The following is a 23,874-nucleotide window of genomic DNA, read 5'->3' as shown; positions in this document are numbered from 1 at the left end:
CCGCCGCGGCGTCCTCCCCCGCGCCCGGCTCCCGCCGCCGCGTCCCTCTCCCGCGCCCGGGCACCGGCGCGCGCACCCCTGGAAGGCACTCCCATGAGCACCGAGAACACCCCCGACAGCACCCGCTCGCCCGAGAGCACGCTCGGCTTCGAGTTGAAGAAGAAGCGCCGCTGGCCCTGGATCGCCGGAGGCACGGCCGTCGTGCTGGCCGCCGGCACGGCGATCGCCGTCCCGCTCCTCTCGCCCTCCGTGTCGGCGAACGAGACCGAGGGAGCGACGCTCTACGTCGCCACCGCCGAGGGCAACGCGTCCGAGCAGGCCCTCGTGCAGTTCATCGCCGACGAGGTCGCGCCGGAGTACGGCATCGAGGTCGAGTTCAAGGGCCTCTCGGACAGCAACACCATCAATCGAGCGGTCAGCGAGGGCGAGGTCGCCGCGACCGTCTACCAGCACAAGCTCTGGCTCGGCCAGGTGCTCGAGTCGAACCCCGACTTCGAGGAGGAGGCCGCGACCCCCGTGTTCCGCTGGGGCTTCGGGCTCTGGAGCGACAAGTACGGCGACGTCTCCGAGATCCCCGACGGCGGCACGATCTCGCTCTACTCCGACCCGGCGAACGAAGCGCAGGGCCTGTGGCTGCTGCAGAGCGCCGGCCTGATCACGCTGAAGCCCGGCACCGAGCCCGGCACGGCGACGCAGAACGACATCGCCGAGAACCCCAAGAACCTGAAGTTCACCCTGCTCGACTTCGCGGCCCAGTCGCGCGCGCTGCCGGACCTCGACGCGGCCGTCGGCTACACCGAGTACTACCTCGCCGCCGACATCCCCATCGAGAAGCAGATCTTCGCTCCGACGGCCCCCGACGACTTCGCCGGGCAGCTCACGATCGGCTCCCGCTACGCCGACACGGAGAACATCAAGAAGCTCGTGCAGGCGTTCCAGGACCCGGCGGTGCAAGAGTTCCTGGCGACCGACGAGACGGTGAAGGGCATCCTGCTGCCGCTCGAGGGCTGACGCGGCCCGTCGGCGGTGGCCGACGGAAGCGGAGGGGCGTCCCGGGAGGGGCGCCCCTCCTGTGTGTCAGAGGTCGCGGGCGAAGCAGAGCGAGAACTCGCCGCCGATGTAGTCGCCGAAGAGCGGGATGCCCGTGTAGCCCTCGCGCTCGTAGAAGCGCACGGCGTCCGGCTGCTTCGTGCCGGTCTCGAGCACGAGGCGCGCCGCTCCGAGCCCGGCGGCCAGCTCCTCGAGCCGGCGGAGGACGAGCGTCGCGACCCCGGTTCCGCGCGCGGACGGATCCACGTACATCCGCTTGACCTCGATCGCATCCGGGCCGAGCACCGACTCGGGCAGGGGGCGCAGGCCTCCACAGGCGCGCGCCACCCCGTCGGCGTCGCGGGCCACGACGAACACGGGCACGTCGGCGGCCGACGGCGGCACTCCCGGCTCGTGATCCGTGCTGCCGTAGCGCTCGTCGAGCTCCACGCGCTGAGCGGCGCGCAGGGCGTCGGCGTCGGGGTGGTCGTAGGGGATCGTCTCGAGCTGCCAGATCATGGAGCCTCCGTTCGGCCTTCACCGTAGCGGGGGCGGACGCGCTCAGGCGGCGGGGAAGGCGCGGCGGACCGCCTCGCGCAGGAAGGCGCGGCGCCGGTCGTGCTCGCGCTGCTCCTCCGCGGCGAACGCGGCGTAGACGTTGCTCACCGGTGACCACGCCATCGACATGGCGATGACCATGGCCATCACGTCGAACGGATCGGCCCCCACGGCGACCCGGCCGTCCGACTGCGCCGAGCGGATCGCCTCGAGCTTGCCCTGCTCGCGATCGCGCGCCTCCGACCCCGCTACCAGGTGCCCGGTGGGCCGGCGCTCGAGCCGGGCCCAGGTGGCGAGCCGGATGAGGTCCGGCCTTACGAGGTACTCGTCGTAGAGGCGCACCGCCCAGCCGGCGAGGTCGGACGGGTCGATCGGCACGACGTCGACGATGAGGTCGAGCGACGCCTCGAAGACCGCGTCGAAGAGCAGCTCCTTGCTCGTGAAGTAGGCGTAGAGCTGCGCCTTGTTCGAGGCCGCGACGGCCGCGATGCGGTCGACGCGCGCTCCCGCGATGCCGTGCTCGGCGAACTCGGCGGTCGCCGCGTCCATGATGCGGCGCCGGGTCGCCTCGCCCTTGCCGGTGGCGGGGATCGGAGTCATGCCCGAGATGCTACCAACCGGTCTGTTCTCTGGACTCTTCCCCTGCTACCATTCCGAGAACAAACCAGTTGGTATTTTCGAGGAGCAGGCATGAGAAGCACCCCGGCCTATACCGTGACGGCCACCGCCCCGGCACCCGTCCGCGCGAGCATCGAGCGGAGGGATCTGCGGCACGACGACGTCGCGATCCGGGTGGACTACTGCGGCGTCTGCCACAGCGACCTGCACGCGCTCCACTCGCTCGACGGCTCCGCCGCTCTCGTCCCGGGGCACGAGCTCGTCGGCACGGTGACCGAGGTCGGATCGGCGGTCAGCCGCTTCGCGGTGGGCGACGCCGTCGCGGTCGGCACGATCGTCGACTCCTGCGGCGAGTGCGACCTGTGCACGGCGGGCCAGGAGAACTTCTGCCGCGAGTTCCCGACCCTCGCGTACGGCGGCGTCGACCGCCGCGACGGCTCGAGCACCCAGGGCGGCTGGTCGCGGGAGCAGGTCGTGCGCGAGGGCTTCGTGCACCGCGCACCGGCCGGACTCGACCCGGCCGCGGTCGCTCCGCTGCTCTGCGCCGGCATCACGGTCTGGGAGCCGCTCCGCAGCCGCGGAGTCGGCCCCGGCATCCGGGTCGCCGTGGTCGGGCTCGGCGGGCTCGGGCACCTCGCCGTCAAGCTGGCCCGCGCGCTCGGCGCCGAGGTGACGGTCTTCACGGGCAGCGCGGGCAAGACCGAGGACGCTCTCGCCCTGGGGGCGACGGACGTCGTCGTGTCGCACGACCCCGACGCGATGGCCGCACAACGCGGACGGTTCGACCTCGTGCTCGACACGATCTCGGCGCCGCACGACGTCGCGCCCTACCTGCACGTGCTGGCCCTCGACGGCGCGCTGAGCGTCCTCGGCGCGCTCGGGCCGGTCACGGTCGAGGTCCTCGACCTGCTGATCGGACGCAAGAGCCTGACCTCCGGCGGCAGCGGCGGGCTGCGCGCGACCCAGGAGCTGCTCGACTTCTGCGGCGAGCACGGCATCACGGCCGACGTCGAGGTGCTGCCGTCGACCGGGATCGCCACGGCGCTGGCGCGGCTGGAGGCGAACGACGTGCGCTACCGCTTCGTCCTGGACCTCGCGGATCTCGACGGAGCGTATCTCGACGGAGTGGATCTCGACGGAGCGGCCTGAGGGCACGCGCGCTGACGAGCGTCAGGTGGCCGCGCATCCCCCGATGAAGTCCGTGGTGATCGTCGCCGTCGACCGGGAGCCCGTGCCGATCGCGTCCCCGGCCGGATCGACGGTTCCCGTGAACTCGAACGGGTTCTGGATGCTCCCCGTCGCACGGAACGTGATCGAGGCGCCCGGAGCAAGGTCGACCGTCAGCTCCCACGCGGAGGTGACGCCGGCCGCCACGAGCTGCACCGCCTCCGCGGGGCTGGGGCTCCACGAGACGAGGCGCCGGGACGAGCCGGTGCTGCTGAGGGCCACCGAGGAGCCGGCGGGGAGGGGGACGTCGCCGGCGGTCAGGACGAAGCCGGCGGTGCGGATGCTCGGGATCGGGCACTGACCCGCCAACCGGAAGGCGCCGAGATCCACGACGGGCGTTTCCGAGGCGGAAGCCGCCGGAGCGGCGACGGCCAGCGTCACGACGGGGAGTGCCCACGCGGAGCGGGAGACGAGGGCGCGGCGGGAGAGGGGCACGCACACCACGCTAGGCGCCCGCCTCCGCCCGGCCGCAGCGGCAGAACCCCCCGAGTAGGGCTCGGTCTGACGCGCGCCCGGCGAGACGCCTGTTCAGGGCGCGGAGGCGCTCGACCCCCTTCTGCGTCTCGCCTCGCGAGGCGAGCTTGCGCCATAATGCGCCTATGAGCAAGAAGATTGACGCGGCCCACCAGGCACTGGTAGCAGCCCTCGACAAGCACGCCCGCCTGGTCTCGGACAAGGAGTCGAGCGCCCGCAAGGTCGAGCGCGCCGGCGCCGAGCTGCGCGCTGCGACCAAGGCCTACGCCGCGCTCGTCTCGGCGCGCACCGGCACCGCGAGCCCCTTCGCCGACCTCGCGGACCCGCGCCTGGACCAGCCGACCATCGCGTCGCTCCGGGCCGAGCGCGATGCGATCGCGAAGCGCCTCGCCAAGCACGAGGCGGCCGAAGCCGAGGCGCTCGCGGGCTGACCCGACCGGCGACTCACGAGTCGCCGTGTGCGTTGCCACAGACCCGACGACTCGCGAGTCGTCGTGTTACGACCGTGTTTCGCGTCCCGTGCGCGACGTCCGTACCGTGGTCCCCGGGATCCGCGTCGACGCGGCGTCGTGCGATCGGAGGCCGGTCGCAGCGCCGGCGGTGATCAGCACCGCCCGCGGTCGCAGCACCGTCCGCGGGAAGCACCGCCCGGATCCTCCCCACGGAAGGATCCACACAGCATGTCCCTGCGCACGACGCTCCTCGCGACCACCGCGATCACCGCCTCCGCCCTCCTCCTCGCCGGCTGCTCCGCCTCGGCGGGCGAGAGCGACACCGTCCGCATCGGCGTCGTCGGCGCGAGCGATCCCTACTGGGCCACCTACGAGGAGGCCGCGGCCGACGCCGGGATCGACGTCGAGATCGTCGACTTCAGCGATTACAACCAGCCCAACCCGGCGCTGAGCGAGGGCGAGATCGACCTCAACCAGTTCCAGCACATCGTCTACCTGGCGCAGTACAACACCTCCGCCGACGAGGACCTCGTGCCGATCGGCGCGACCGCGATCTACCCGCTCGGCCTCTACTCCACGCAGTACGACAGCGTCGAGGACATCCCCGAGGGCTCGACCGTCGCGGTCCCCAACGACGAGAGCAACCAGGCCCGAGGCCTGCTCGTGCTCCAGTCGGCCGGCCTGATCGAGCTGAAGGACGGCGGCAGCATCTTCTCGAGCGTCGACGACGTCGACACCGCGAAGTCTAAGGTCGAGGTGACCGCTCTCGAGGCGTCGCTGACCCCGACCTCGCTGCCGGACGTCGCCGCGGCGATCATCAACAACGATTTCATCGAGAACGCGGGCCTGAGCGCGACCGACGCGATCGCGCAGGACGACCCGAGCGACCCCAACGCGCTGCCCTACGTCAACGTGTTCGCGGCCCGCTCCGAGGACGCCGACAACGAGACGTACCAGGAGCTCGTCGACATCTACCAGAGCACGCAGGCCGTGCTCGACGGAGTGTCCGAGCAGTCCGGCGGCACCGCGATCTTCGTGAAGACGCCGGCCGACGAGCTGGAGGCCTCGCTCGAGACCGTCGAGGCGGACACCGCCGCCCAGGGCTGATCCGCCCTCTCCCCGCGACGGGATCCCCAGCTCCGGCGGGGGATCCCGTCCGTCCGCCGGGACACCGGCTCCCCCGCCCTCACCCCTCGAAGGGAGCGCCGTGCCGCTCATCCGCCTCACCGACGTGAGCAAGGTCTACCCGCCCCTCTCCCGCGGTGCCGCCGCCTCGACGGCGGTCGACCGCGTCAGCCTCGACATCGAGGCCGGCGACGTGCACGGCGTGATCGGCTACTCCGGCGCCGGCAAGAGCACCCTCGCGCGGCTCGTCAACGCGCTCGAGCCCGCCACCTCGGGCAGCATCGAGATCGACGGCCGCGACATCGTCGGCCTGCCCGAGCGGGAGCTGCGCCGCATCCGGCTCGGCATCGGCATGATCTTCCAGCAGTTCAACCTGTTCGGCTCGAAGACGGTGTGGCAGAACGTGGCCTACCCGCTGCAGGTCGCCGGCACGCCGCGCGCCGAGCTCAAGGCCCGCGTCGACGAGATGCTGAGCTTCGTCGGCCTCTCGGACAAGGCGCGCAGCCACCCGGAGCAGCTCTCGGGCGGTCAGAAGCAGCGCGTGGGCATCGCCCGCGCACTCGCAGCCTCGCCCCGCATCCTGCTCGCGGACGAGGCGACCAGCGCGCTCGACCCGGACACAACGGGCGAGGTCCTGGCGCTGCTGCGGCGCATCAACGAGGAGCTCGGCGTCACGATCCTCGTCATCACGCACGAGATGGACGTGATCCAGCAGCTCGCGACGAAGGTCGCCGTGATGGAGGCGGGCCGGATCGTCGAGCGCGGCGACGTGTTCGAGGTGTTCTCGGCGCCGCGCGAACCCGTCACCCGGCGCTTCGTCTCGACCGTGGTCCGCTCGGTGCCCTCCCCCGCCGAGGCGGCCGTGCTGCGGCAGCGCCACCGCGGACGGCTCGTCACGCTGTCGTTCTCGGACGGCTCCGCCTCGCAGGGCGAGGTCTTCGCCGACATCGCGGCGGCCGGCGTGCCGCTCGAGCTGGTCTACGGAGGCATCACCGACGTCCGCGGACGCGCTTTCGGCCACCTCACCGTCGCCCTCGACGCGTCGGACGACGTCGTCGATCCCCTCCTCGCCCGCCTCGGCGCTCGCGTCGCCCTCTCGGAGGTGCCCCGATGAACGCCCTGATCGAACTGCTCCCGGAGCTCGCGAAGGCCACCGGCGAGACGCTCTACATCGTCGCGTTCAGCCTGCTCTTCGGCGGGCTCGGCGGCCTGCTGATCGGCCTCGGCCTCGCTCTGACCCGCGGCGGCGCGCTGTTCGCGAACCGCCTCGTGTACGGACTGCTCAACGTGATCGTCAACGTCTTCCGGCCGATCCCGTTCATCATCTTCATCGCCGCCGCGCAGCCGCTCGCGCGCCTCGTGGTCGGCTCCGGCATCGGCACCGACGCGATCATCTTCTCTCTGTCGCTGGCGGCCGCGTTCGGCATCGGTCGCATCGTCGAGCAGAACCTGCTCACCGTGCAGCCCGGCGTGATCGAGGCCGCGCGCTCGGTCGGAGCGAGCCGACTGCGGATCGTGCGCACGGTGCTGCTCCCCGAGGCGCTCGGCCCGCTGATCCTGGGCTACACCTTCGTCTTCGTCGCCATCGTCGACATGTCGGCGGTCGCCGGCTACATCGGCGCGGGAGGCCTGGGCAACTTCGCGATCCAGTACGGCTACCGGCAGTTCGAGCCGGTCGTGACGTGGGGCGCGGTGCTGGTGATCATCGTGATCGTGCAGCTCGTGCAGCTGCTGGGCAACGTGCTGGCGCGGCGGGTGCTGCGGCGCTGACGGGCAAGCGGAGTGACGGGGCCGGTCCGAGTGCGCGGCCCCGCGCCTCGTAGGCTCGTCGCACCATGACCTCCGCCACCGTCCCGACGATCGTCGCCGTGCTGGTGCTCGCGCTGGTGACGACGACGATCGTGGCCGCGCTGCGACTCGAGCGCCCCGGCGCTCAGGCGCTCGCCATCGCGCGGGCGGCGCTGCAGCTCGGACTGCTCAGCCTCGTGCTGCACGGCATCATCGAGGATGCTCGGCTGGTCTCGGCGTTCCTGGTGCTGATGCTCGTCGCGGCGACGTGGACGGTGCGGAAGCGCGCGGGCCTGGGCCGGAGCGGCCTCCGGACCTCCGTCGTCCTGCTCGCCGCGGCGGGACTCCCGCTCGCGGTCGTCGTCGCGACCGGGGCGGTCGGATCGGAGCCGCGCTACCTGCTCGCGACCGGCGGCATCGTCATCGGCGGCGCGATGACCGCCGCCTCGCTGATGGGGCGGCAGCTGCGGGCCGGCCTCGCCGCAGGCACGGAGGAGGTGGAGGGCTGGCTGGCGCTGGGCGCCACTCCGCGCCGCGCGGCCCTGCGGCTGGTGCGCGCGGCGGCCTCGACGGCTCTGATGCCGGCGACGGACCAGACCCGCACCACCGGCCTCGTCACCCTGCCCGGAGCCTTCGTCGGCGCGGTCTTCGCGGGAGCGTCGCCGCTCGAGGCCGCTCGGTTCCAGCTCGTCGTGCTCGCCGCGGCCCTCGCCGCGGGCGCCGTCGTCGCGGCGACGACCGCCCTGCTGTTCGGCGCCCCGCGGCGGCACCCGGAGTAGGACGTGCGGGCTTCTCGAGGCGCGGGGCTCGATACGCGGCGTGCCGCCGCTACTCGACCAGCAGGGAATGCGCGCCGCTGCACACACGCTCTGCGCCGTCCCCTGCTGATCGAGTAGCCCGCGAAGCGGGCGTATCGAGATCCACCCCCTTGGACACGGGGGTCTCGATACGCGGCGTGCCGCCGCTACTCGACCAGCAGGAATGCGCGCCGCCGCGCCCACGCAATGCGCCGTCCCCTGCTGATCGAGTAGCCCGCGCAACGGGCGTATCGAGATCCACCACCACCGCCGGACGACGGAGGGGCCGGGCCACCGGCGGGGAGCTGCAGCTCCTCCGTCGACGGACCGGCCCCTCGAGGCGCGACCGCTAGTAGCGCGGCTTGCGCTCCGGGCGCTCGGTCGAGCGCGACGGACCGGACGGGCGCCCGCCGCGGTCGGCGCCGGCACGGCTCGGACGGCGGTCGGGCTTCAGCTCGATCAGCTGCCCGCTGATGCGGGTGTCGGCGAGGCGGTCGAGCACGTCCTGAGGCAGGTCGGCCGGCAGCTCGACGATCGAGAAGTCCGGGCGGATGTCGATGTGCCCGAAGTCGCCGCGGTTGAGGCCGCCCTCGTTCGCGAGCGCGCCGACGATCTGGCGGGGCTCGACGCGCTGACGACGGCCCACCTCGATCCGGTAGGAGGCGAGGTTGCTGTTCGCCGGGCGCTGGCGGCGCTCGGGGCGCTCGCCCCGGTCACGGTCGAAGCCCCGGTCGCCGCGATCCCCGCGGTCGCGGTCGGGGCGCGGCTCGCGCTCCTCGCGCTCGCGGCGGGCGAAGCGGGGGTCGTCGGGCGAGAGGAGCAGCGGCTCCTCGCCCTGGGCGACGATCGCGAGGGCCGCGGCGACATCCGACTCGACGACGTCGTGGTGCTCGACGTAGTGGCCGATGATGTCGCGGAAGCGCTGCAGGCGCTCGGAGTCGGCGAGCGCCGAGGTGATCGCGTCGTCGAAGCGCGAGAGGCGCGTGACGTTGACGTCCTCGACGCTGGGCATGCGCATCTCGGTGAGCGGCTGACGGGTGGCCTTCTCGATCGCGGCGAGCAGGCGGCGCTCGCGCGGCGTGACGAAGCTGATCGCCGCTCCGCTGCGCCCCGCACGGCCCGTGCGGCCGATGCGGTGCACGTACGACTCGGTGTCGATCGGGATGTCGTAGTTGACGACGTGGCTGATGCGCTCGACGTCGAGACCGCGGGCGGCGACGTCGGTGGCGACGAGGATGTCGAGCTTGCCCGACTTCAGCTGCTCGACGGTGCGCTCGCGCTGGGCCTGGGCGACGTCTCCGCTGATCGCGGCGGCGGTGTAGCCGCGGGCGCGCAGCTTCTCGGCGAGGGTCTCGGTCTCGCTCTTGGTGCGGACGAAGACGATCATCCCCTCGAAGTTCTCGACCTCGAGGATGCGGGTGAGGGCGTCCACCTTCTGCGGGTACGACACCATCAGGTAGCGCTGGGTGGTGTTGACCGAGGTCGTGGTCTTGTTCTTGACCGTGATCTCCTCGGGCTCCTTGAGGTACTTGCCCGAGATGCGGCGGATCTGCGAGGGCATCGTCGCCGAGAACAGCGCGATCTGCTTCTCGACCGGGGTGTCGGCGAGGATCGTCTCGACGTCCTCCGCGAAGCCCATCTTGAGCATCTCGTCGGCCTCGTCGAGCACCAGGTACTTCAGCGCCGAGAGGTCGAGCGTGCCCTTCTCGAGGTGGTCCATGATGCGGCCGGGCGTGCCGACGACGACGTGGACGCCGCGGCGCAGCGCCGAGAGCTGGGTGCCGTAGCCCTGGCCGCCGTAGACGGGGAGCACGTGCACTCCGCGCAGGGCCGAGGCGTAGCGCTCGAACGCCTCGCACACCTGGAGCGCGAGCTCGCGGGTGGGCGCGAGGACGAGGGCCTGCGGGGTCTTCTGCGAGAGGTCGAGCCGGGAGAGGATCGGCAGCGCGAAGGCGGCCGTCTTGCCGGTGCCGGTCTGGGCGACGCCGAGGACGTCGCGGCCGGAGAGGAGGGACGGGATCGTCGCGGCCTGGATCGCCGAGGGCGTCTCGTAGCCGACCTCCTTCAGAGCCTTGAGGACGGGCTCGCTGAGGCCCAGGTCGGAGAAGGTGAGCGAGCGGGGCTCGTCGGAGGGAGCGGAGGCCGCGGCCGCGGGGGCGGCGGGGGCCTCGGAGGTGGTCTGAGCCTCGGGGGCGTTCTGAGCGTCGGACGCGCTCTGAGCCTCGGGGGCGGTATCGGGTGTTTCGGTTGACGCCATAGGGCAACGGTAGGCCGTCGAGGGCCTCCGCGGTGGCCGCATCGCCCGGATCGGCCCGGATCGTAGCCGATCCGGGCCGTTGTGGAGGCGTTTCGGAGGTCCGCGGCGGGAATCCGGCCCGGCGCGTCAGTAGAACTCGACCGTGTCGACGCGGTTGATCAGCTCCTCGCCGTCGAGGAAGCGGGTCGCGTTCCGCGCGAACAGCTCCGCGATCAGCCGGTCCTCGGCCGCGTTCAGCGCCGCGGTGTGCGGGCTGATCAGAACGCCGGGATGCGTCCACAGCGGGCTGTCCTCGGCCAGCGGCTCCTGCGCGACCACGTCGAGGACCGCACAGCCGACCCGGCCGTCGTCCAGCGCCGCGAGGAGCGCCTCCTCGTCGATCACGGTGCCGCGGCCGACGCTGACGAGCGTCGCTCCCGGACGCAGCGCCTCGAAGAAGCCGGCGCCGACCAGCTTCTCGGTCGCGGAGGTGCCGGGAAGAGTCACGACGACCCCGTCGATCCGCTCGGCCACGTCGGCGATCGCCTCGGGCCGCACGATCTCGTCGACGTGCTCGACGGAGTCCTCGTGCCGGCTCGTGCCGATCACCCGGGCGCCGAGGCCTGTCAGCTTCTGCGCGGTGGCGCGGCCGATCGTGCCGAGCCCCACGATCAGGATCGTCTGCTCCGAGATCAGCCCCATCGTCCAGCGCGCGCCCCACTTCTTCCGGCGCTGCAGCTCCTGCAGCCTCGGCAGCGACTTCGCGCCGGCCAGCAGCCCGAACACCGAGAACTCGGCGAGCGGCTGGGAGTGGACGCCCGCGCTCGTCGAGAACGCGATGCGCTCGAGCGCCTCCGCGTCCAGCCCCGCCGCCTTCACCTGCCCGCCGCCGCCCGCGGGCATCGTCTGCACCCAGCGGAGCGACGGGTTCGCGGCCACGGTGCGCGCGAGGGCCGACGGCGACTCGTCCGGGATCCCGTAGAGCACGTCGGCCGAGTCGACGAGCTCGTCGAACGCCGACTGCTGCTCGGGTGTGCGCTCGAAGCCCGGGTCACCCTGGTGGTCGCCGGGGTGCCGCATGGGCGGGAGCAGGCTCTGGTCGGCGACGACGTCGAGGCGCGGCTCGAGCTCGACGATCCGGGCGATCAGCTCGTCGCTGATCGGGGTGGCGGCGACGACGCGGAGGCGGTCGGAGGTCATGGTGGCCCTTCTGCGGAGTGTGCGGGTCGGACAGGAGAGCGGAAAAGGATCCGGAGCGTCCGTCCTCGACGATGCCATGCCCGGCCCGCTGTCCGTGCCTGCTCCGAGCCGACCCTGCGGTTCCGGAACGGGGTGCGCGCAGAACATCAGCTGAGGAGGGGGGTCTGTCGGCTGTCAGCCGTCGGACCCCTCTCTCCGCTGAGGTTCTGCAGCGCACCCGGCCCGACCCGTCCATGCGCACCGAGCTCCCAGGGCGGCCTCAGACGCGGACGAGGACGTAGAGTCGCCTCAGACCCGCAGATGCGGAACCGCTCCGACCTGAGGATCTCCATGCGCCGCATCCGCCCGCTAGCTGCCCTGTCCGCGGTCGTCCTGGCGGGGTCCCTCGCCGGCTGCAGCGCCCAGGAGGCGCCCGGCACCGTCACCGTCTTCGCCGCCGCCTCGCTCACCGCCGCATTCACCGAGCTCGCCGACGGGTTCGAGGCCGCTCACCCCGGCACCGCGGTCGAGCTCTCGTTCGCCGGCTCCTCCGATCTCGCGACCCAGCTCGAGAACGGCGCCCCCGCCGACGTCCTGGCCACGGCCGACACCGCGACGATGCAGCGGGTGAAGGAGGCGGGGCTGACCTCCGCGGACCCCGTCGCGTTCGCGACGAACACCCTCGAGATCGCCGTGCCGCCGGGCAACCCCGCCGGCGTCCGGACCCTCGCCGACCTCACCCGCGCGGGCGTGGCCGTCGTCGTCTGCGCTCCGCAGGTGCCGTGCGGAGCCGCGGCGGACGCGGTCGAGTCGGCCGCCGGGCTGGCCATCGAACCCGTGAGCGAGGAGTCGTCGGTGACCGACGTGCTCGGCAAGGTGCGTTCGGGCGAGGCGGATGCGGGGCTCGTCTACGTCACCGACGTGCGCACCGCGGGCGACGCGGTCGAGGGAGTCCCCTTCGCCGAGGCGGAGCAGGCCGTCACCACGTACCCGATCGCCCCGCTCACGGAGTCGGAGGCGGCAGCCGCGTTCACGGCGTTCGTCACCGGCGACGAGGGCCGCGCCGTGCTCGACGCCGCCGGCTTCGGCGCTCCCTGATCCGGCGCTCCCCGACCCGGCGCTCCCCGACCAGGCGCTCCCTGAGCGCCCGGACCGGCACCCGCCTCAGCGCAGCAGCCGCCGCCCCAGCGCCACCGCCGCGAGCCCGCCGAGCACCCACGGCCCCGCGACCAGCAGCGGATCCAGCACCTGGTGCCGCACGTCCGAGCGGCCGAGCCGCGACGCGATCGGATGCGCCTTCAGCTCGCTCAGCACGCCGGTCTCGGTGATCGGGTCGTCCGGTCGCAGCGTCGCGAGGGAGCGCAGGTGCGCTCCGGTCGCGTCGACCCGGTCGCCCAGCACCAGCAGCAGCCAGTGCGCCGCGCGCCCCTCGCTGAACCGGTCGTAGGCGTAGCGGCGGATCGCTCCGGAGACCCCGTGCAGCGGCTGCGCGGTGCCGAAGACGGGCGGCAGCTCCTCGTGCTCGATGCTCTTCTCGCGGTATTCCCCCGGATCCATCGGCTCGGGCTTGTGCCAGTGCGCCCCGGTCTCGAGGTCGAAGCGCTCGCGCGGGAACGAGGGCCGGTCGGCCGGGTCGAGATCGGCTCCCCAGCCGGGGATGCGGGCGCGCAGCTCCTCGGCGGTCGGCGGCTGGATCGGCTTGTCGGCGGTGTACGGCACGGTGACCTCCTACGGCACCACGACGGTCTTGATGCAGCCGTCGAGCTTGGACGAGAACAGGTGGTACCCCTCGGCGATGTGCTCGAGCGGGATGCGGTGCGTGATCATGTCGCTGGGCTTCAGGTACCCCGCCCGGATGTGCTCGAGCAGGCGCGGCCACTGGCGCTTCACCGGCGCCTGGTTCATCCGGAGCGTGAGGCCCTTGTTCATCGCGTCGCCGAACTTCACCGCGCTGAAGAGGGGGCCGTAGGCGCCCATCACCGAGATCGTGCCACCCTTGCGCACGCCGTCGATCGCCCAGTTGAGCGCGACGGGCGAGCCGCCCTGCAGCTTGAGCTTGGCCGAGGTGACGTGCTGGATCAGGTTTCCGTCCGCCTCCGCGCCGACCGCGTCGATGACCACGTCGGCACCGAGTCCGCCGGTCGTCTTCTTCAGGTGCACGACGATGTCGTCGTGCTCGAGGTAGTTCACCGTCTCGGCGAGCGCGAACTCGCGAGCCTTGGCGAGCCGGTACTCGAGCTGGTCGACGACGATCACGTGGCCGGCGCCCATGAGCCAGGAGGAGCGGGCGGCGGCGAGGCCGACCGGGCCGGCCCCGAGCACCACGACCGTGTCGCCCTCGACGATGTCGCCGAGCTGCGCGCCGAAGTAGCCGGTCGAGAACGCGTCGGTCAGCAGCAGCGCGTCCTCGTCGGGCAGCCACTCCGGGATCACGCTCGGCCCGACGTCGGCGAAGGGCACGCGCACATACTCGGCCTGCCCGCCGTCGTAGCCGCCGGTCGAGTGCGAGTACCCGTAGATGCCGCCGATGGCCGTGGCGTTCGGATTCACGTTGTGGCAGTTGGAGTAGAGGCCGCGCGCGCAGAAGAAGCACGTGCCGCAGTAGATGTTGAACGGCACCATCACGCGGTCGCCGACCTTCAGGTTCTGCACCGACGAGCCGACCTCGTCGACCACTCCGATGAACTCGTGGCCGAAGGTGTGGCCGATCCTCGTGTCGGGCATGAGCCCGTGGTACAAGTGCAGATCGGAGCCGCAGATCGCGGCGAGCGTCACCCGCACGATCGCGTCGTTCGGGTGCTCGATGCGGGGCCGGTCCTTCTCCTCGACACGGATCTTGTACGGACCCCGGTAGGTCATGGCTCGCATGCGTCCTCCTCCTCGACGCCGACAGCCTCCGTCGTGCTCCCGGCCGGGATGAAGGGGGTTGCCAGTGCCCGGCCCTGAGTGGCCGACGCAGCTCGGATCCGCGTCCGCGGTCGTAGACTCCTCCCCATGCCGCAGATCCGGATCCGTGACGCCGCCGCCGCCCTCGGAGTGAGCGACGACACCCTGCGCCGCTGGATCGACAACGGGGTCCTCGAGAGCACGAAGGACGCCTCCGGGCGCCTGGTCGTCGACGGGCTGGCCGTCGCCGAGCTCGCCCGGGCGAACGCGGTGCTGCCGGAGGATCCGTCGCCCGTCGCACGATCGGCCCGCAACCGCTTCGTCGGCATCGTGACGAGCATCGTGATGGACACGGTGATGGCGCAGGTCGAGCTGCAGTGCGGACCGCACCGGGTGGTGTCGCTGATGAGCAGCGAGGCGGTGCGCGAGCTCGGCCTCGAGCCCGGCTCCCCCGCCACGGCGGTGGTGAAGGCGACCACCGTCATCGTCGAGACGCCGCTGCCCCGCACCTGATGCGCACCGGATCCGCGCCGCCGCGCTGGGTCGTGGCGCTCGCCGCGGTCGGCGCGCTGCTGGTCCTGCTTCCGCTCGTCGCGATCCTCGCGCGGGTGGACTGGCCGCGCTTCGTGCCGCTGATCACCTCCGACTCGTCGGTCGCGGCGCTCCTGCTGAGTCTGCGCACGTCGGCCGTGGCGACCCTCCTGTGCGTGCTGCTCGGTGCGCCGATGGCGCTGGTGCTGGCCCGCACGTCGTTCCCGGGGCAGCGCCTCCTGCGCGCGCTCGTGCTGCTGCCGCTGGTGCTGCCTCCGGTCGTCGGCGGACTCGCGCTGCTCTACACCTTCGGCCGGATGGGCCTGCTGGGCGGCGCGCTCGAGGCGGTGGGCGTGCGCATCGCGTTCTCGACGACCGCCGTGGTGCTCGCGCAGACGTTCGTGGCGCTGCCGTTCCTGGTGCTGAGCCTCGAGGGGGCGCTGCGCAGTGCCGGCGCGCGGTACGAGGCGGTGGCCGCGACGCTCGGAGCCTCGCCGGGCACGGTGCTGCGCCGGGTCACGCTGCCGCTGATCCTGCCCGGGCTGGTGTCCGGCGCGATCCTGTCGTTCGCCCGCGCGCTCGGCGAGTTCGGCGCGACGCTCACCTTCGCCGGGAGTCTCGAGGGCGTGACGCGCACCCTGCCGCTCGAGGTCTACCTGCAGCGCGAGAGCGATCCGGATGCCGCGGTCGCGCTGGCCCTCGTGCTCGTGGTCGTCGCGGTGCTGGTGATCGGCCTGGCGTACGGCCGGCGTCCGACGGGGGCCCGCTCGTGACGCTGCGGTTCGACGCGCAGCTGGCCTCGCGCGGGTTCGACGTGGCGCTGACGGTCGCCGAGGGCGAGACCGTGGCGGTGCTCGGGCCCAACGGCGCCGGCAAGTCGACCCTGGTCGAGCTGCTGGCCGGACTCGTGCGCGCCGATTCGGGCAGCGCGCGACTGGGCGACTCCGTCCTCTTCGACTCGCGCGTCTGGACCCCTCCGCACCGCCGCGGAGTCGCCCTGCTCGCGCAGGATCCGCTGCTGTTCCCGCACCTGAGCGTGCGCGAGAACGCCGCGTTCGGCCCCCGCAGCACCGGTGCCGGCCGAGCGGAGTCGCGCGCCCGCGCCGAGCGCCGCCTCGCGGACGTGGACGCACTCCCCCTCGCCGACCGCCGCCCCGCCACCCTCTCGGGCGGGCAGGCCCAGCGGGTGGCGCTCGCCCGGGCCCTCGCGACGGATCCGCGGCTCCTGCTGCTGGACGAGCCGATGGCGGCGCTCGACGTGCGGGTCGCGCCGGTGCTGCGGCGGATGCTCCGCACCGTGCTCGCCGACCGCACCACGATCCTCGTCACCCACGACGTGCTCGACGCGTGGACCCTCGCCGACCGCGTCGTCGTGCTGCACGAGGGCCGCGTCGTCGAGGAGGGGCCGACCGCCGACGTGCTCGAGCGTCCGCGCACCGCCTTCACCGCCGAGCTGTCCGGGCTGTGCCTCGTGCGCGGCGTCCGCACCTCCGGCGGTCTGCGGATCGAGGACGGGCGCGAGATCGCGGGGTACTCGGAGGCGCCGGTCGGGTCCGCCGTGGCCGCCGCGGTGCCTCCCTCCGCGGTGAGGATCGGCGAAGGCGGGCTGCGGGAGGCGATCGTCGACCTGGAGCCGCGGGGCGACGCCGTGCGGGTGCGCGGGCGGCTGCTCGCGGCGGATGTCACTCCGGCCGAGGCGGCGCGGCGCGAGCTGGCGCCGGGGGTCGAGGTCGGCTTCGTGCTGGAACCGGTGGCGCTGTACGCGGTGTGAGCACTCGTCACGAGCCGCGGAGCGCGGCGACGGGTTCGATGCGGGAGGCGCGGCGCGCGGGGACGCTACCGGCGAGCAGTCCGATGAGGGATCCGAGCAGGGTGCCGCCGAAGGCGACGAGGGGGTCGAGCACGGGTGTCCAGTGCTGGGCGAGCGAGACGGCGAGCACCGCCAGCACACCCGCCGCCGCGCCGAGGAGGCCGCCGAGCAGGCCCAGGACGACCGACTCGACGACGAACTGCTGAGCGATCTGCCTTCGGGTGGCGCCGATCGCCCGCCGGAGGCCGATCTCGCCGATCCGCTCCATGACGGAGAGCGTGGTGACGTTCGCGATGCCGACCCCGCCCGCGAGCAGGACGATCACCGAGAGCACGAGGAGCACGAGATCGACGTCGGCGCGGACCTCCCCGGCGAGATCGGACGCACCGCCGGGTGCGGAGACGGCGAGGGAGTCGGGGACGTCGGGGAGCAGTGCGCGCGGGATCTGCGCCGCGAGCTGCGGCCCTGCGCCGATGCCGATCCTCGCCTGGACCTCGCCGGGAGCGCCGAGCGCGAGGTCGGCGCGCGCCGTGCCGGTGGGCAGGACGACGGCGTCGAGGAGCTCCCCCTCGCGCGCACGTCGTCGAAGACCCCGAGGACCGAGTAGCCGACGCCGTCGATCAGGATCGAGGGCTGCGAGTCGAGCCGCCCGACACCGAGCCGCTCCGCGGCGCGGGAGCCGAGGACGACGACGCGGTCGGCGCGGGCGTCGTGCCCGGAGTCGAACATGCGGCCGACCGTGATCCGCCCCTCGAGGGTCTCGATGAGGGCGGAAGACGCCGCGAAGACCCGGGGCGGGGCGACGGCCGGCGCGGAGGGGTCCTCGACCGGCACGGCGGTGACGCTCGCGCCCTCGCGCAGCGGCACCTCGCCGATCAGGGCCGACTCCTCGACCCCGGCGAGCCGGGAGAGGCGCTCGACGGAGTCCCACGGCAGGCGCGCCGTGGCGACGCTCTCCCCGCCTGCGGTGCGGGCCTCGGCGGGCCGGGCCACGACCTGGGTCGCGGCGAACGCGTCGAAGCGGCGGGCCAGCTGCCCGGCCGTGGTCTGGGCGAAGGCCACGGTGGCGACGAGGGCGCCGACGCCGAGGACAGTGCCGAGGAGGGTCATGACCAGGCGACCGGGTCGGGTGCCGAGATCGGACGTGGCCTCGGCGAGGAGGTCGGCGGCGGTGAAGCGGTCGGCGGGCCGGATCGGGCTCACGAGCGGCGTCGCCGACTCCTGGCTCGACGGGCGCCGTCGCCGCGGGAGGAGCCTGCTCATGCCGTCGCCTCCTGCAGCCGGCCGTCGGTGATGCGCACGCTCCGCGGTGCCCGCCGGGCCACCGCCCGGTCGTGGGTGATGACGACGAGGGTGAGCCCCGTGCTCGTGAGGTCCTCGAAGAGGCGCATGACATCGGTCGTGGTGGAGCCGTCGAGACTGCCGGTGGGCTCGTCGGCGAGGAGCAGCCGCGGCCCGACGACGACGGCACGGGCGACGGCCACCCGCTGGCGCTCCCCTCCCGACAGGGTCGTCGGCAGGGAGCCGAGGCGGTGGCCGAGTCCGACCCGCCGCAGGGCGTCCAGAGCGCGGCTCTCCCGCTCCGCCCGGGGCGTGCCGCTGTAGAGCATGGGGAGCACGACGTTCTCGAGGACGGTGCGCCGGGGCATCAGGTGGAAGGCCTGGAAGACGAATCCGATGCGCTGGGCGCGGACCGCCGCGCGCGCGTCCTCGTCGAGATCCCCCGTGAGGGCTCCGTCGAACCGGTACTCGCCGGCAGTGGGACGGTCGAGGAGCCCGAGGATGTTCAGCATCGTCGACTTGCCCGATCCGCTGGGCCCCACGATCGACACGTAGTCGCCCTCGTCGACGGCGAGGTCGACGCCCTCGAGCGCCCGCACCTCGGGCGGACCGGGGAAGGAGCGGGTGACGCCGCGCAGCTCGATCAGAGGAGTGCTCACCGGCCGACCACGACCAGGTCGCCCTCGGCGAGCGCTCCGTCGGAGGGGGAGACCTCGACAGCCCCGGCCGCGGCGAGCCCGGTCGTCACGGAGACGAGCCGGGTGGTCGCGGCGGGATCGCGCGGGTCCCCGTCCACGACCTCCACGCGGCTCTCTCCCCCGGACCGGCGGAGAGGGCCGCTACGGGAACCGAGAGCACCTCCCCCGCCGTCGCGCCGACCGAGATCACGACCTTCACGTTCGTGCCCTTCACCTGCTCGATCTGCTCGGGCGAGAGCGGATCGGGAGTGAGCGTGATCGTCCAGCGCTCGGCGGGGGTCGCTCCCGGCGCCACCGCCGAGACCGCGGCTCGGTGCAGAGCCCCGTCGGGGAGCTCGAACGAGGCCTCCTGCCCCACGGCGACGAGCCGCGCGTCGGCCTCCGCCGCGGATCCGGAGAGCGCCAGCTGCGCTCCCGACACCGTCATCGCGGCCCCGGAGAGCAGAGCGCCGCGCTTCGCCGCGACCGTGTCCACCCGTCGCGGGAGGTCGGTCAGGAACAGCACCTCACCGGCGGGGAGGGCGGGCAGGACGGACTGCCGGGCGCGCGCGAGGTCCTCTTCTGCCCGGGTCACCTGCGACTGCGCCGACTCGACGGCCGCGCGCTGGACACCCGTGTCGGCGACCGTGCCCAGCTGCGCCCGAGTGAGCTCGGCCAGGGCGAGGGCGTCCTGCAGATCGGCGACCTCGTTCCCGTCCTGGGGGTCGGCGGCGCGCGCGGCGTCGAGCTCGCGGCGGGCACTCGCGACCGCGTTGTCGGCCTCGCGCACCGCGACCGCCGACGGTCCGGCCTGCGCCGCGGACAGCTCCTTCCGAGCCGCCGCCAGAGCCTGCTCCGACGAGGCCACCGCCTCCTCCGCGGCACTGACCACTCCGTCCCCGTCCTCGATCGCCGGCGCCGCGTAGCCCGCCTGGGCGTACAGCTGGACGACCGACTCCGCCGCTGCCTCGTCGAACTCCTCGTCGGTCGGATCTCCCGCGTCCAGCCCGATGCTGCGCATCGCCGTCTTGAACTGCACCACGTCGGGCCCGGAGACCCCGAACCGGAGGGTCCGGTACGCCGGCAGCTCGCCGGGCAGCACGATCACCGGGCGACCCGCGACCTCCAGCGCGATCGACAGGGGCGCGAGCTCCGCGCCCGCCTCGGGCACCCGCCCCGTCACCACGGCGGCCCCCTGGATCGTCGTCGTGTCGACGGTCACCTCGACGGGATCGGCGAACGCGACCTCGCCCCGGAGGGACACGTCGGTGCTGAGGGCGCCGAACCCGACCGGCGCCGTGATGAGCCCGGGAGCCGGGGGCGCCGCACCGGCGGCCGCGTCCTCCGGCGAGACGGCGAACCGGCCGATGACCAGGCCCGCGACCAGGCTCACCAGCGCGGCGGCGGCCACGATCCAGAGGAGGCGGTTCCGCGCCACGACCGCGCCGATCCCGGCGAACCGGCCCGGTCGCCGCGCCTCCCCTTCCTCCTGGTCGTCGACCGTCAGGGAGGCGGGCGCGTCGGGCGTCTCGTGGTCGCCCTGCCCCGGGCGTCCGCGCTCGCGCACTCAGTCCCCCTGCTCGGCGTCGGCCTTCAGGGAGTTCAGCTCCGCCTCGTGGTCGGCGATGAACCGCCGCTCCAGCTCGTCCTGGACCTTCTTCTGCTCGGCGCGGTAGTCGGTCTTCTCGCGGCAGTCGAGATCGGCGAGCGCCAGGGCGATCTCCTTCTCGCCGAGCTTCTCCATCTCCGGGTCCGAGTCCTCGATCGGCTCGTCGGACGCCTCGTGGAACGCGCTCACCTCGGCGTCGACCGAGCTCTGCGCGTCGTACTGGACCGCGAACCCGGGGTGCCCGGCCTCGGTCATGCACGACGACCACTCCGCGTTCAGGTCGGCCAGCTCGGGTGCCGTCTGCAGGCTCGAGTAGAACTCGTTCAGTGCGTCCATCAGCGGCTGGTGCTCGCTCGTACGCACCGGATCCCGGGAGTCGAGCTCGTGCTGGGCGGAGCCGTAGCAGCCGGACGCCGCCCAGTCGTACTCGTACGAGCCGTCCTCGCCGGCCTGCTCCTCCGTCACGGGAGGACCGCTCAGGGCCTCCTCGTACGCCGCCCGCTCGGAGTCGGACAGGCCCGCCGTGTAGTCGGCGTTGAGATCGACGTACTCCTCGTCCGCCTCGTCCGGCGCGTCGCGGCCGGGGTAGTCGACCACTCCGTAGCCGTACTGGGCGACCCACTCGCGATCCTCCGGCTCCCACTCCTCGCTGCCGGCGGAGAGGAAGGCGCCGCTCTGCGGGTTCGGCGTGTAGTCGAACCCCTGCTCCTTCATGCACGCCGCGACGAGGTCCTCACGGGCCCGCTCCTGCTCGGCGAACTCCTCCTGCTGCTGCTCCGGGCTCTGATCGGAGCCATAGAGGGCGCCCAGGTACTCGGTCAGCGGCGACGTCTCCTGCGGCGAGTCAGCGCCGTCCGGCGCGGAACACGCGGTCAGCGCCAGGACGGACGCCAGCGGGAGGAGGACGAGAACGGACAGTCGCCGACGGATCACAGGGGGCCTCTTCTGCTCGGGGGGCGTGGACGGCGAGAACCGTAACCCGCGGTGATCGGCGCGTGTCCCGGTGGCGCGGGACGTCCGTTCGCGGCCCTCCCGCCGTGCCACGCCGCCTCCGAGGGGCGGGATCGCGCCAGGAGACAGCGCTCCCTCGCGCCGAGCGCAAGGGGTCCCCTCGCCCGTGGCCCTTGTCGGACCTGCCGCCTACGGTGAGCACATGACCGACTCCCCCGCGCCCGCCCTGCACCACGACGTGCTCGTCATCGGCGGCGGCAACGCCGGGCTCTCGGTGGCCGGGCGGCTGCGGCGCTACGGAGTGTCGGACGTCGCGGTGATCGAGCCGCGGACGACCCACTACTACCAGCCGATGTTCTCGCACGTCGCCGGCGGCACGGCTCCGGCCTCGAAGGCGACCCGTCCGCAGGGCGAGGTGACGCCGAAGGGCGTGACGTGGATCCGGGACCGCGTCGCCACGATCGATCCCGTCGCCAAGACGGTGACGCTCGAGAGCGGGCGCGCGGTCGGCTACGGCCAGCTCGTGGTGTGCCCGGGCATCCGGAAGGACTGGGACGCGGTGCCCGGCCTCGTCGAGGCGATGGAGTCGCCGGTCGGCATCTCGAACTACGAGTACGAGTACGCCCGGAAGGCGTCGAGCGTGCTGCGCGACGTGCGCTCGGGGACCGTCGTCTTCACGCAGCCCAGCGGGCCGGCCACCTGCTCCGGCGCCTCGCAGAAGCCGATGTACCTGGCGTGCGACTACTGGCGGAAGACCGGGGTGCTCGACGACATCCACGTCGTGCTCGTGGTGCCGACGCCGACCCTGTTCGGCATGCCGCTGATCGACGCCGAGCTCGAGCGCAAGGTCGCCGAGTACGGCATCGAGGTGCACTACGACCGCGAGCTCGTCGAGGTCGACGCCGCCTCGCAGACGATCGAGCTGGCGGGCGAGGACCGCCGCACGGCGCTGCTCGGGCCCGACCACTCGACCTCGCTCGAGGGGCTGGAGGGCGACCACCGCGAGACGCTGGCCTACGACGTGCTGCACGTCGTGCCTCCGCAGTCGGCGCCGCCTTTCCTCGAGGGCTCCGGCCTGACCGACGGCGGCTTCGTCGAGGTCGACCCGCTGACCCTGCGCCACGTCCGCTTCCCGGACGTCTGGTCGCTGGGCGACGCCGCCGCGACGACCAACTCGAAGTCGGGCGGCGCGCTGCGCCCGCAGGCGAAGACGCTGGCGAAGAACCTCGTGGCCGCGCGGAAGGGGAAGCCGCTGCCGATGACCTACAACGGCTACTCCGTCTGCCCGTTCGTCGTCTCGCGGAAGACGGTCGTCTTCGCCGAGTTCGACGACCGCTACCGGCCCCAGCCCACGATCCCGTTCTGGAAGGGGCTCGCGAAGGAGCGTCGGGCGACGTTCCTCGCCGACCGGTTCGTGCTGCCGTGGGTGTACTGGAACCTGATCCTGCAGGGGCGGGCGTGAGCTCGGACGCTCCCACCGCCTCGTCGGCGTACACGACGACGGTGGTGCTGGCCGTCACCGGGCTCGTCCTCGCGCTGTTCCCGGGCTTCGACGTCGCGGGACTCGTGCTGAGCATCCTGGCGTTGCGCCGGAGTCGCCGTGACGGCGGTCCTCGCGGGCTGGCCGTCGCGGGGATCATCGTCGCAGCCGTGACGATCGTGCTGTACACGGCCGGAGTGATCGCGCTGGTCGCGGTGTTCGGGAACCTCTTCGCGACGTGCGCGGAGCTGGGGACGGGCGTGCACGTGGTGGGCGGGGTGACCTACACCTGCTCGTGAGGCGCTGCGAGCGGTCCGTCCGGCAGCACTCCATACTCAGCAGGTGGGTGCGGAGCAACGGGCCGAGTGGCGGGAGCTGCGCCGGGAGCGCGAGCGGTTGCGGGCGCGACTGGTGCGGAAGCCTCTCGATCTCGCCGTGCGTTCGGAGCTCGCGGAGTCGTACCGCTCCGACGACCATCTGGACCAGGCCGGCCGCTGGGGCCTGCTGGTCCCCGACGGGTCCACGGAACTCGAGCGGCGGCTCTTCGCCCGGTCCGTCGCCAGGACGGGCGACGCGACCCGGGAGCGGGTCCAGCGGCTGATCCTGCTGCCCGAGGGCCATCTGGGCGTCGAGGAGCAGGCGCTCGTGGCGTTCGAGCAGCTGCTCGAGGAGGAGCGTGCGCTTCTCGAGCGCGAGAGCGCACAGGTGTCATCGAGCGCGAGCGACGGCCTGATCGGGCAGCTCGAATCCGCCGGCGGCATCATGCTCGGGATCCTGGGCTTCCTCGCCGCACTGACCGCCGTGCTCGCCTCGGTGAACGCGTTCCTCGGAGGGGCCGACGCGCGCATGATCACGCGGGTCGGCTTCCTCCTGATGCTGATACCCCTGTCGATCTGGGCTGCGATCTCGACCGCGGTGCGCCTGTCACGACGTCGTTGGCTCCGAGCGGGGGTGACCGCCGCGATCCTCGTGTGCGCGGTGCTCCTCCTCGTCTGGCTCGGCCCCCAGGAGGACGCCCGCTTCCCCTGGGAGGCGGAATAGCGCCGCACCGTAGGGCGCTTTCTGCTGCTCCGGAGCGCTGAGACCCTCACCCGTTCATCGGACGGAGGTGACAGGACGCAGCTGGAAGGGGAACGGCGCCGCAGCGCCGCCCCCTCCGGTCAGAG

Annotated in this window: 26 protein-coding genes; 14 read left to right on the top strand and 12 right to left on the bottom strand. The window is 72.9% G+C overall.

Features of this window, described 5'->3' with window-relative positions; translation table 11 throughout:
* The first annotated feature begins 93 nt into the window (after positions 1-93).
* A complete protein-coding gene (locus AC0CID_RS16015; protein ID WP_465227602.1) occupies positions 94-1,011 on the top strand; it encodes a MetQ/NlpA family ABC transporter substrate-binding protein in 918 nt (305 codons plus the stop codon).
* A gap of 66 nt (positions 1,012-1,077) precedes the next feature.
* On the opposite strand, the gene AC0CID_RS16010 is transcribed toward AC0CID_RS16015, so the two are convergent.
* Entirely contained in the window at positions 1,078-1,548 is a 471-nt protein-coding gene (locus AC0CID_RS16010) for a GNAT family N-acetyltransferase (protein ID WP_465227601.1), read from the bottom strand.
* 42 nt (positions 1,549-1,590) lie between these two features.
* Positions 1,591-2,187, bottom strand: coding sequence for a TetR/AcrR family transcriptional regulator (locus tag AC0CID_RS16005; RefSeq protein ID WP_465227600.1), 597 nt, complete (start codon positions 2,185-2,187; stop codon positions 1,591-1,593).
* Between the two features lie 90 nt (positions 2,188-2,277).
* Between AC0CID_RS16005 and AC0CID_RS16000 the strand changes: the two genes are divergently transcribed.
* Positions 2,278-3,354: an NAD(P)-dependent alcohol dehydrogenase gene (locus AC0CID_RS16000; RefSeq protein WP_465227599.1), complete on the top strand. Its 1,077-nt coding sequence runs from the start codon at positions 2,278-2,280 to the stop codon at positions 3,352-3,354.
* 21 nt (positions 3,355-3,375) lie between these two features.
* Here AC0CID_RS16000 and AC0CID_RS15995 read toward each other — a convergent pair whose 3' ends face one another.
* Positions 3,376-3,867 (bottom strand): hypothetical protein, encoded by a 492-nt coding sequence (locus AC0CID_RS15995; protein ID WP_465227598.1) that lies wholly within the window; start codon positions 3,865-3,867, stop codon positions 3,376-3,378.
* Positions 3,868-4,031: 164 nt separating this feature from the next.
* Here AC0CID_RS15995 and AC0CID_RS15990 point away from each other — a divergent pair, with 164 nt between their 5' ends.
* From AC0CID_RS15990 to AC0CID_RS15970, 5 genes are all read left to right on the top strand, one after another.
* Positions 4,032-4,337, top strand: coding sequence for a hypothetical protein (locus tag AC0CID_RS15990; RefSeq protein ID WP_251945541.1), 306 nt, complete (start codon positions 4,032-4,034; stop codon positions 4,335-4,337).
* A 249-nt stretch (positions 4,338-4,586) separates the two neighbouring features.
* Positions 4,587-5,465, top strand: coding sequence for a MetQ/NlpA family ABC transporter substrate-binding protein (locus AC0CID_RS15985; protein ID WP_465227597.1), 879 nt, complete (start codon positions 4,587-4,589; stop codon positions 5,463-5,465).
* A 100-nt stretch (positions 5,466-5,565) separates the two neighbouring features.
* Positions 5,566-6,597, top strand: coding sequence for a methionine ABC transporter ATP-binding protein (locus AC0CID_RS15980; protein WP_465227596.1), 1,032 nt, complete (start codon positions 5,566-5,568; stop codon positions 6,595-6,597).
* Positions 6,594-7,253, top strand: coding sequence for a methionine ABC transporter permease (locus tag AC0CID_RS15975; RefSeq protein ID WP_465227595.1), 660 nt, complete (start codon positions 6,594-6,596; stop codon positions 7,251-7,253). The genes AC0CID_RS15980 and AC0CID_RS15975 overlap by 4 nt, the downstream gene beginning before the upstream one ends.
* Positions 7,254-7,318: 65 nt before the next feature.
* Positions 7,319-8,050: an ABC transporter permease gene (locus AC0CID_RS15970; protein WP_465227594.1), complete on the top strand. Its 732-nt coding sequence runs from the start codon at positions 7,319-7,321 to the stop codon at positions 8,048-8,050.
* Positions 8,051-8,417: 367 nt separating this feature from the next.
* Here the strand turns inward: AC0CID_RS15970 and AC0CID_RS15965 are convergent, their stop codons facing one another.
* Together AC0CID_RS15965 and AC0CID_RS15960 are read right to left on the bottom strand one after the other, a co-directional pair.
* Positions 8,418-10,325, bottom strand: a complete 1,908-nt coding sequence (locus AC0CID_RS15965) for a DEAD/DEAH box helicase (RefSeq protein ID WP_465227593.1) — start codon at positions 10,323-10,325, stop codon at positions 8,418-8,420.
* Between the two features lie 126 nt (positions 10,326-10,451).
* Complete coding sequence (locus AC0CID_RS15960; protein ID WP_465227592.1) at positions 10,452-11,504, bottom strand: D-2-hydroxyacid dehydrogenase; 1,053 nt, start codon at positions 11,502-11,504, stop codon at positions 10,452-10,454.
* A gap of 330 nt (positions 11,505-11,834) precedes the next feature.
* Between AC0CID_RS15960 and modA the strand changes: the two genes are divergently transcribed.
* On the top strand, positions 11,835-12,581 hold the full coding sequence (gene modA, locus AC0CID_RS15955; protein WP_465227591.1) for a molybdate ABC transporter substrate-binding protein: 747 nt from the start codon (positions 11,835-11,837) through the stop codon (positions 12,579-12,581).
* Positions 12,582-12,647: 66 nt separating this feature from the next.
* Here modA and AC0CID_RS15950 read toward each other — a convergent pair whose 3' ends face one another.
* Together AC0CID_RS15950 and AC0CID_RS15945 are read right to left on the bottom strand one after the other, a co-directional pair.
* Positions 12,648-13,202, bottom strand: a complete 555-nt coding sequence (locus AC0CID_RS15950) for a hypothetical protein (protein WP_465227590.1) — start codon at positions 13,200-13,202, stop codon at positions 12,648-12,650.
* Between the two features lie 9 nt (positions 13,203-13,211).
* Positions 13,212-14,351, bottom strand: coding sequence for a zinc-dependent alcohol dehydrogenase (locus AC0CID_RS15945; RefSeq protein ID WP_465227589.1), 1,140 nt, complete (start codon positions 14,349-14,351; stop codon positions 13,212-13,214).
* Positions 14,352-14,477: 126 nt separating this feature from the next.
* On the opposite strand from AC0CID_RS15945, the gene AC0CID_RS15940 reads away from it, so the two are divergent.
* The 3 genes from AC0CID_RS15940 to AC0CID_RS15930 are packed head-to-tail and all read left to right on the top strand — an operon-like array spanning position 14,478 to position 16,671.
* Positions 14,478-14,882: a TOBE domain-containing protein gene (locus AC0CID_RS15940; RefSeq protein WP_465227588.1), complete on the top strand. Its 405-nt coding sequence runs from the start codon at positions 14,478-14,480 to the stop codon at positions 14,880-14,882.
* Positions 14,882-15,673 (top strand): ABC transporter permease, encoded by a 792-nt coding sequence (locus AC0CID_RS15935; RefSeq protein WP_465227587.1) that lies wholly within the window; start codon positions 14,882-14,884, stop codon positions 15,671-15,673. Before AC0CID_RS15940 ends, AC0CID_RS15935 begins: the two co-directional genes overlap by 1 nt.
* Positions 15,670-16,671, top strand: a complete 1,002-nt coding sequence (locus tag AC0CID_RS15930; protein ID WP_465227586.1) for a sulfate/molybdate ABC transporter ATP-binding protein — start codon at positions 15,670-15,672, stop codon at positions 16,669-16,671. The genes AC0CID_RS15935 and AC0CID_RS15930 overlap by 4 nt, the downstream gene beginning before the upstream one ends.
* A 7-nt stretch (positions 16,672-16,678) precedes the next feature.
* On the opposite strand, the gene AC0CID_RS15925 is transcribed toward AC0CID_RS15930, so the two are convergent.
* The 5 genes from AC0CID_RS15925 to AC0CID_RS15905 all read right to left on the bottom strand — a co-directional run bounded on the left by AC0CID_RS15925 (position 16,679) and on the right by AC0CID_RS15905 (position 21,210).
* Positions 16,679-17,044 (bottom strand): ABC transporter permease, encoded by a 366-nt coding sequence (locus AC0CID_RS15925; protein ID WP_465227585.1) that lies wholly within the window; start codon positions 17,042-17,044, stop codon positions 16,679-16,681.
* Entirely contained in the window at positions 17,032-17,973 is a 942-nt protein-coding gene (locus AC0CID_RS15920; RefSeq protein ID WP_465227584.1) for an ABC transporter permease, read from the bottom strand. Before AC0CID_RS15920 ends, AC0CID_RS15925 begins: the two co-directional genes overlap by 13 nt.
* Entirely contained in the window at positions 17,970-18,650 is a 681-nt protein-coding gene (locus AC0CID_RS15915) for an ABC transporter ATP-binding protein (RefSeq protein ID WP_465227583.1), read from the bottom strand. Before AC0CID_RS15915 ends, AC0CID_RS15920 begins: the two co-directional genes overlap by 4 nt.
* 85 nt (positions 18,651-18,735) lie before the next feature.
* A complete protein-coding gene (locus AC0CID_RS15910) occupies positions 18,736-20,235 on the bottom strand; it encodes an efflux RND transporter periplasmic adaptor subunit (RefSeq protein WP_465227582.1) in 1,500 nt (499 codons plus the stop codon).
* Positions 20,236-21,210, bottom strand: coding sequence for a hypothetical protein (locus AC0CID_RS15905; protein ID WP_465227581.1), 975 nt, complete (start codon positions 21,208-21,210; stop codon positions 20,236-20,238).
* A 220-nt stretch (positions 21,211-21,430) separates the two neighbouring features.
* Here AC0CID_RS15905 and AC0CID_RS15900 point away from each other — a divergent pair, with 220 nt between their 5' ends.
* Genes AC0CID_RS15900 through AC0CID_RS15890 form a run of 3 tightly spaced genes read left to right on the top strand, consistent with a single transcriptional unit; the run spans position 21,431 to position 23,749 of the window.
* Positions 21,431-22,690: an NAD(P)/FAD-dependent oxidoreductase gene (locus tag AC0CID_RS15900; RefSeq protein WP_465227580.1), complete on the top strand. Its 1,260-nt coding sequence runs from the start codon at positions 21,431-21,433 to the stop codon at positions 22,688-22,690.
* Complete coding sequence (locus tag AC0CID_RS15895) at positions 22,687-23,007, top strand: hypothetical protein (RefSeq protein ID WP_465227579.1); 321 nt, start codon at positions 22,687-22,689, stop codon at positions 23,005-23,007. Before AC0CID_RS15900 ends, AC0CID_RS15895 begins: the two co-directional genes overlap by 4 nt.
* Positions 23,008-23,050: 43 nt before the next feature.
* Positions 23,051-23,749, top strand: a complete 699-nt coding sequence (locus AC0CID_RS15890; RefSeq protein ID WP_465227578.1) for a DUF6584 family protein — start codon at positions 23,051-23,053, stop codon at positions 23,747-23,749.
* Positions 23,750-23,874: the final 125 nt, after the last annotated feature.

The sequence above is a fragment of the Rathayibacter sp. AC451 genome (genome assembly GCF_979253095.1).
The sequence above is the reverse complement of the archived record's forward strand: the minus strand, read 5'-3'. Positions and strand labels throughout refer to the sequence as shown.

What these genes read in the sequence shown, in the direction of transcription:
- AC0CID_RS16015 (WP_465227602.1), top strand. Translation starts at nt 94, where the DNA reads ATGAGCACCGAGAACACCCCCGACAGCACCCGCTCGCCCGAGAGCACG.
- AC0CID_RS16010 (WP_465227601.1), bottom strand. Translation starts at nt 1,548, where the DNA reads ATGATCTGGCAGCTCGAGACGATCCCCTACGACCACCCCGACGCCGAC.
- AC0CID_RS16005 (WP_465227600.1), bottom strand. Translation starts at nt 2,187, where the DNA reads ATGACTCCGATCCCCGCCACCGGCAAGGGCGAGGCGACCCGGCGCCGC.
- AC0CID_RS16000 (WP_465227599.1), top strand. Translation starts at nt 2,278, where the DNA reads ATGAGAAGCACCCCGGCCTATACCGTGACGGCCACCGCCCCGGCACCC.
- AC0CID_RS15990 (WP_251945541.1), top strand. Translation starts at nt 4,032, where the DNA reads ATGAGCAAGAAGATTGACGCGGCCCACCAGGCACTGGTAGCAGCCCTC.
- AC0CID_RS15985 (WP_465227597.1), top strand. Translation starts at nt 4,587, where the DNA reads ATGTCCCTGCGCACGACGCTCCTCGCGACCACCGCGATCACCGCCTCC.
- AC0CID_RS15975 (WP_465227595.1), top strand. Translation starts at nt 6,594, where the DNA reads ATGAACGCCCTGATCGAACTGCTCCCGGAGCTCGCGAAGGCCACCGGC.
- AC0CID_RS15970 (WP_465227594.1), top strand. Translation starts at nt 7,319, where the DNA reads ATGACCTCCGCCACCGTCCCGACGATCGTCGCCGTGCTGGTGCTCGCG.
- AC0CID_RS15965 (WP_465227593.1), bottom strand. Translation starts at nt 10,325, where the DNA reads ATGGCGTCAACCGAAACACCCGATACCGCCCCCGAGGCTCAGAGCGCG.
- AC0CID_RS15960 (WP_465227592.1), bottom strand. Translation starts at nt 11,504, where the DNA reads ATGACCTCCGACCGCCTCCGCGTCGTCGCCGCCACCCCGATCAGCGAC.
- modA (WP_465227591.1), top strand. Translation starts at nt 11,835, where the DNA reads ATGCGCCGCATCCGCCCGCTAGCTGCCCTGTCCGCGGTCGTCCTGGCG.
- AC0CID_RS15945 (WP_465227589.1), bottom strand. Translation starts at nt 14,351, where the DNA reads ATGCGAGCCATGACCTACCGGGGTCCGTACAAGATCCGTGTCGAGGAG.
- AC0CID_RS15940 (WP_465227588.1), top strand. Translation starts at nt 14,478, where the DNA reads ATGCCGCAGATCCGGATCCGTGACGCCGCCGCCGCCCTCGGAGTGAGC.
- AC0CID_RS15935 (WP_465227587.1), top strand. Translation starts at nt 14,882, where the DNA reads ATGCGCACCGGATCCGCGCCGCCGCGCTGGGTCGTGGCGCTCGCCGCG.
- AC0CID_RS15920 (WP_465227584.1), bottom strand. Translation starts at nt 17,973, where the DNA reads ATGAGCAGGCTCCTCCCGCGGCGACGGCGCCCGTCGAGCCAGGAGTCG.
- AC0CID_RS15900 (WP_465227580.1), top strand. Translation starts at nt 21,431, where the DNA reads ATGACCGACTCCCCCGCGCCCGCCCTGCACCACGACGTGCTCGTCATC.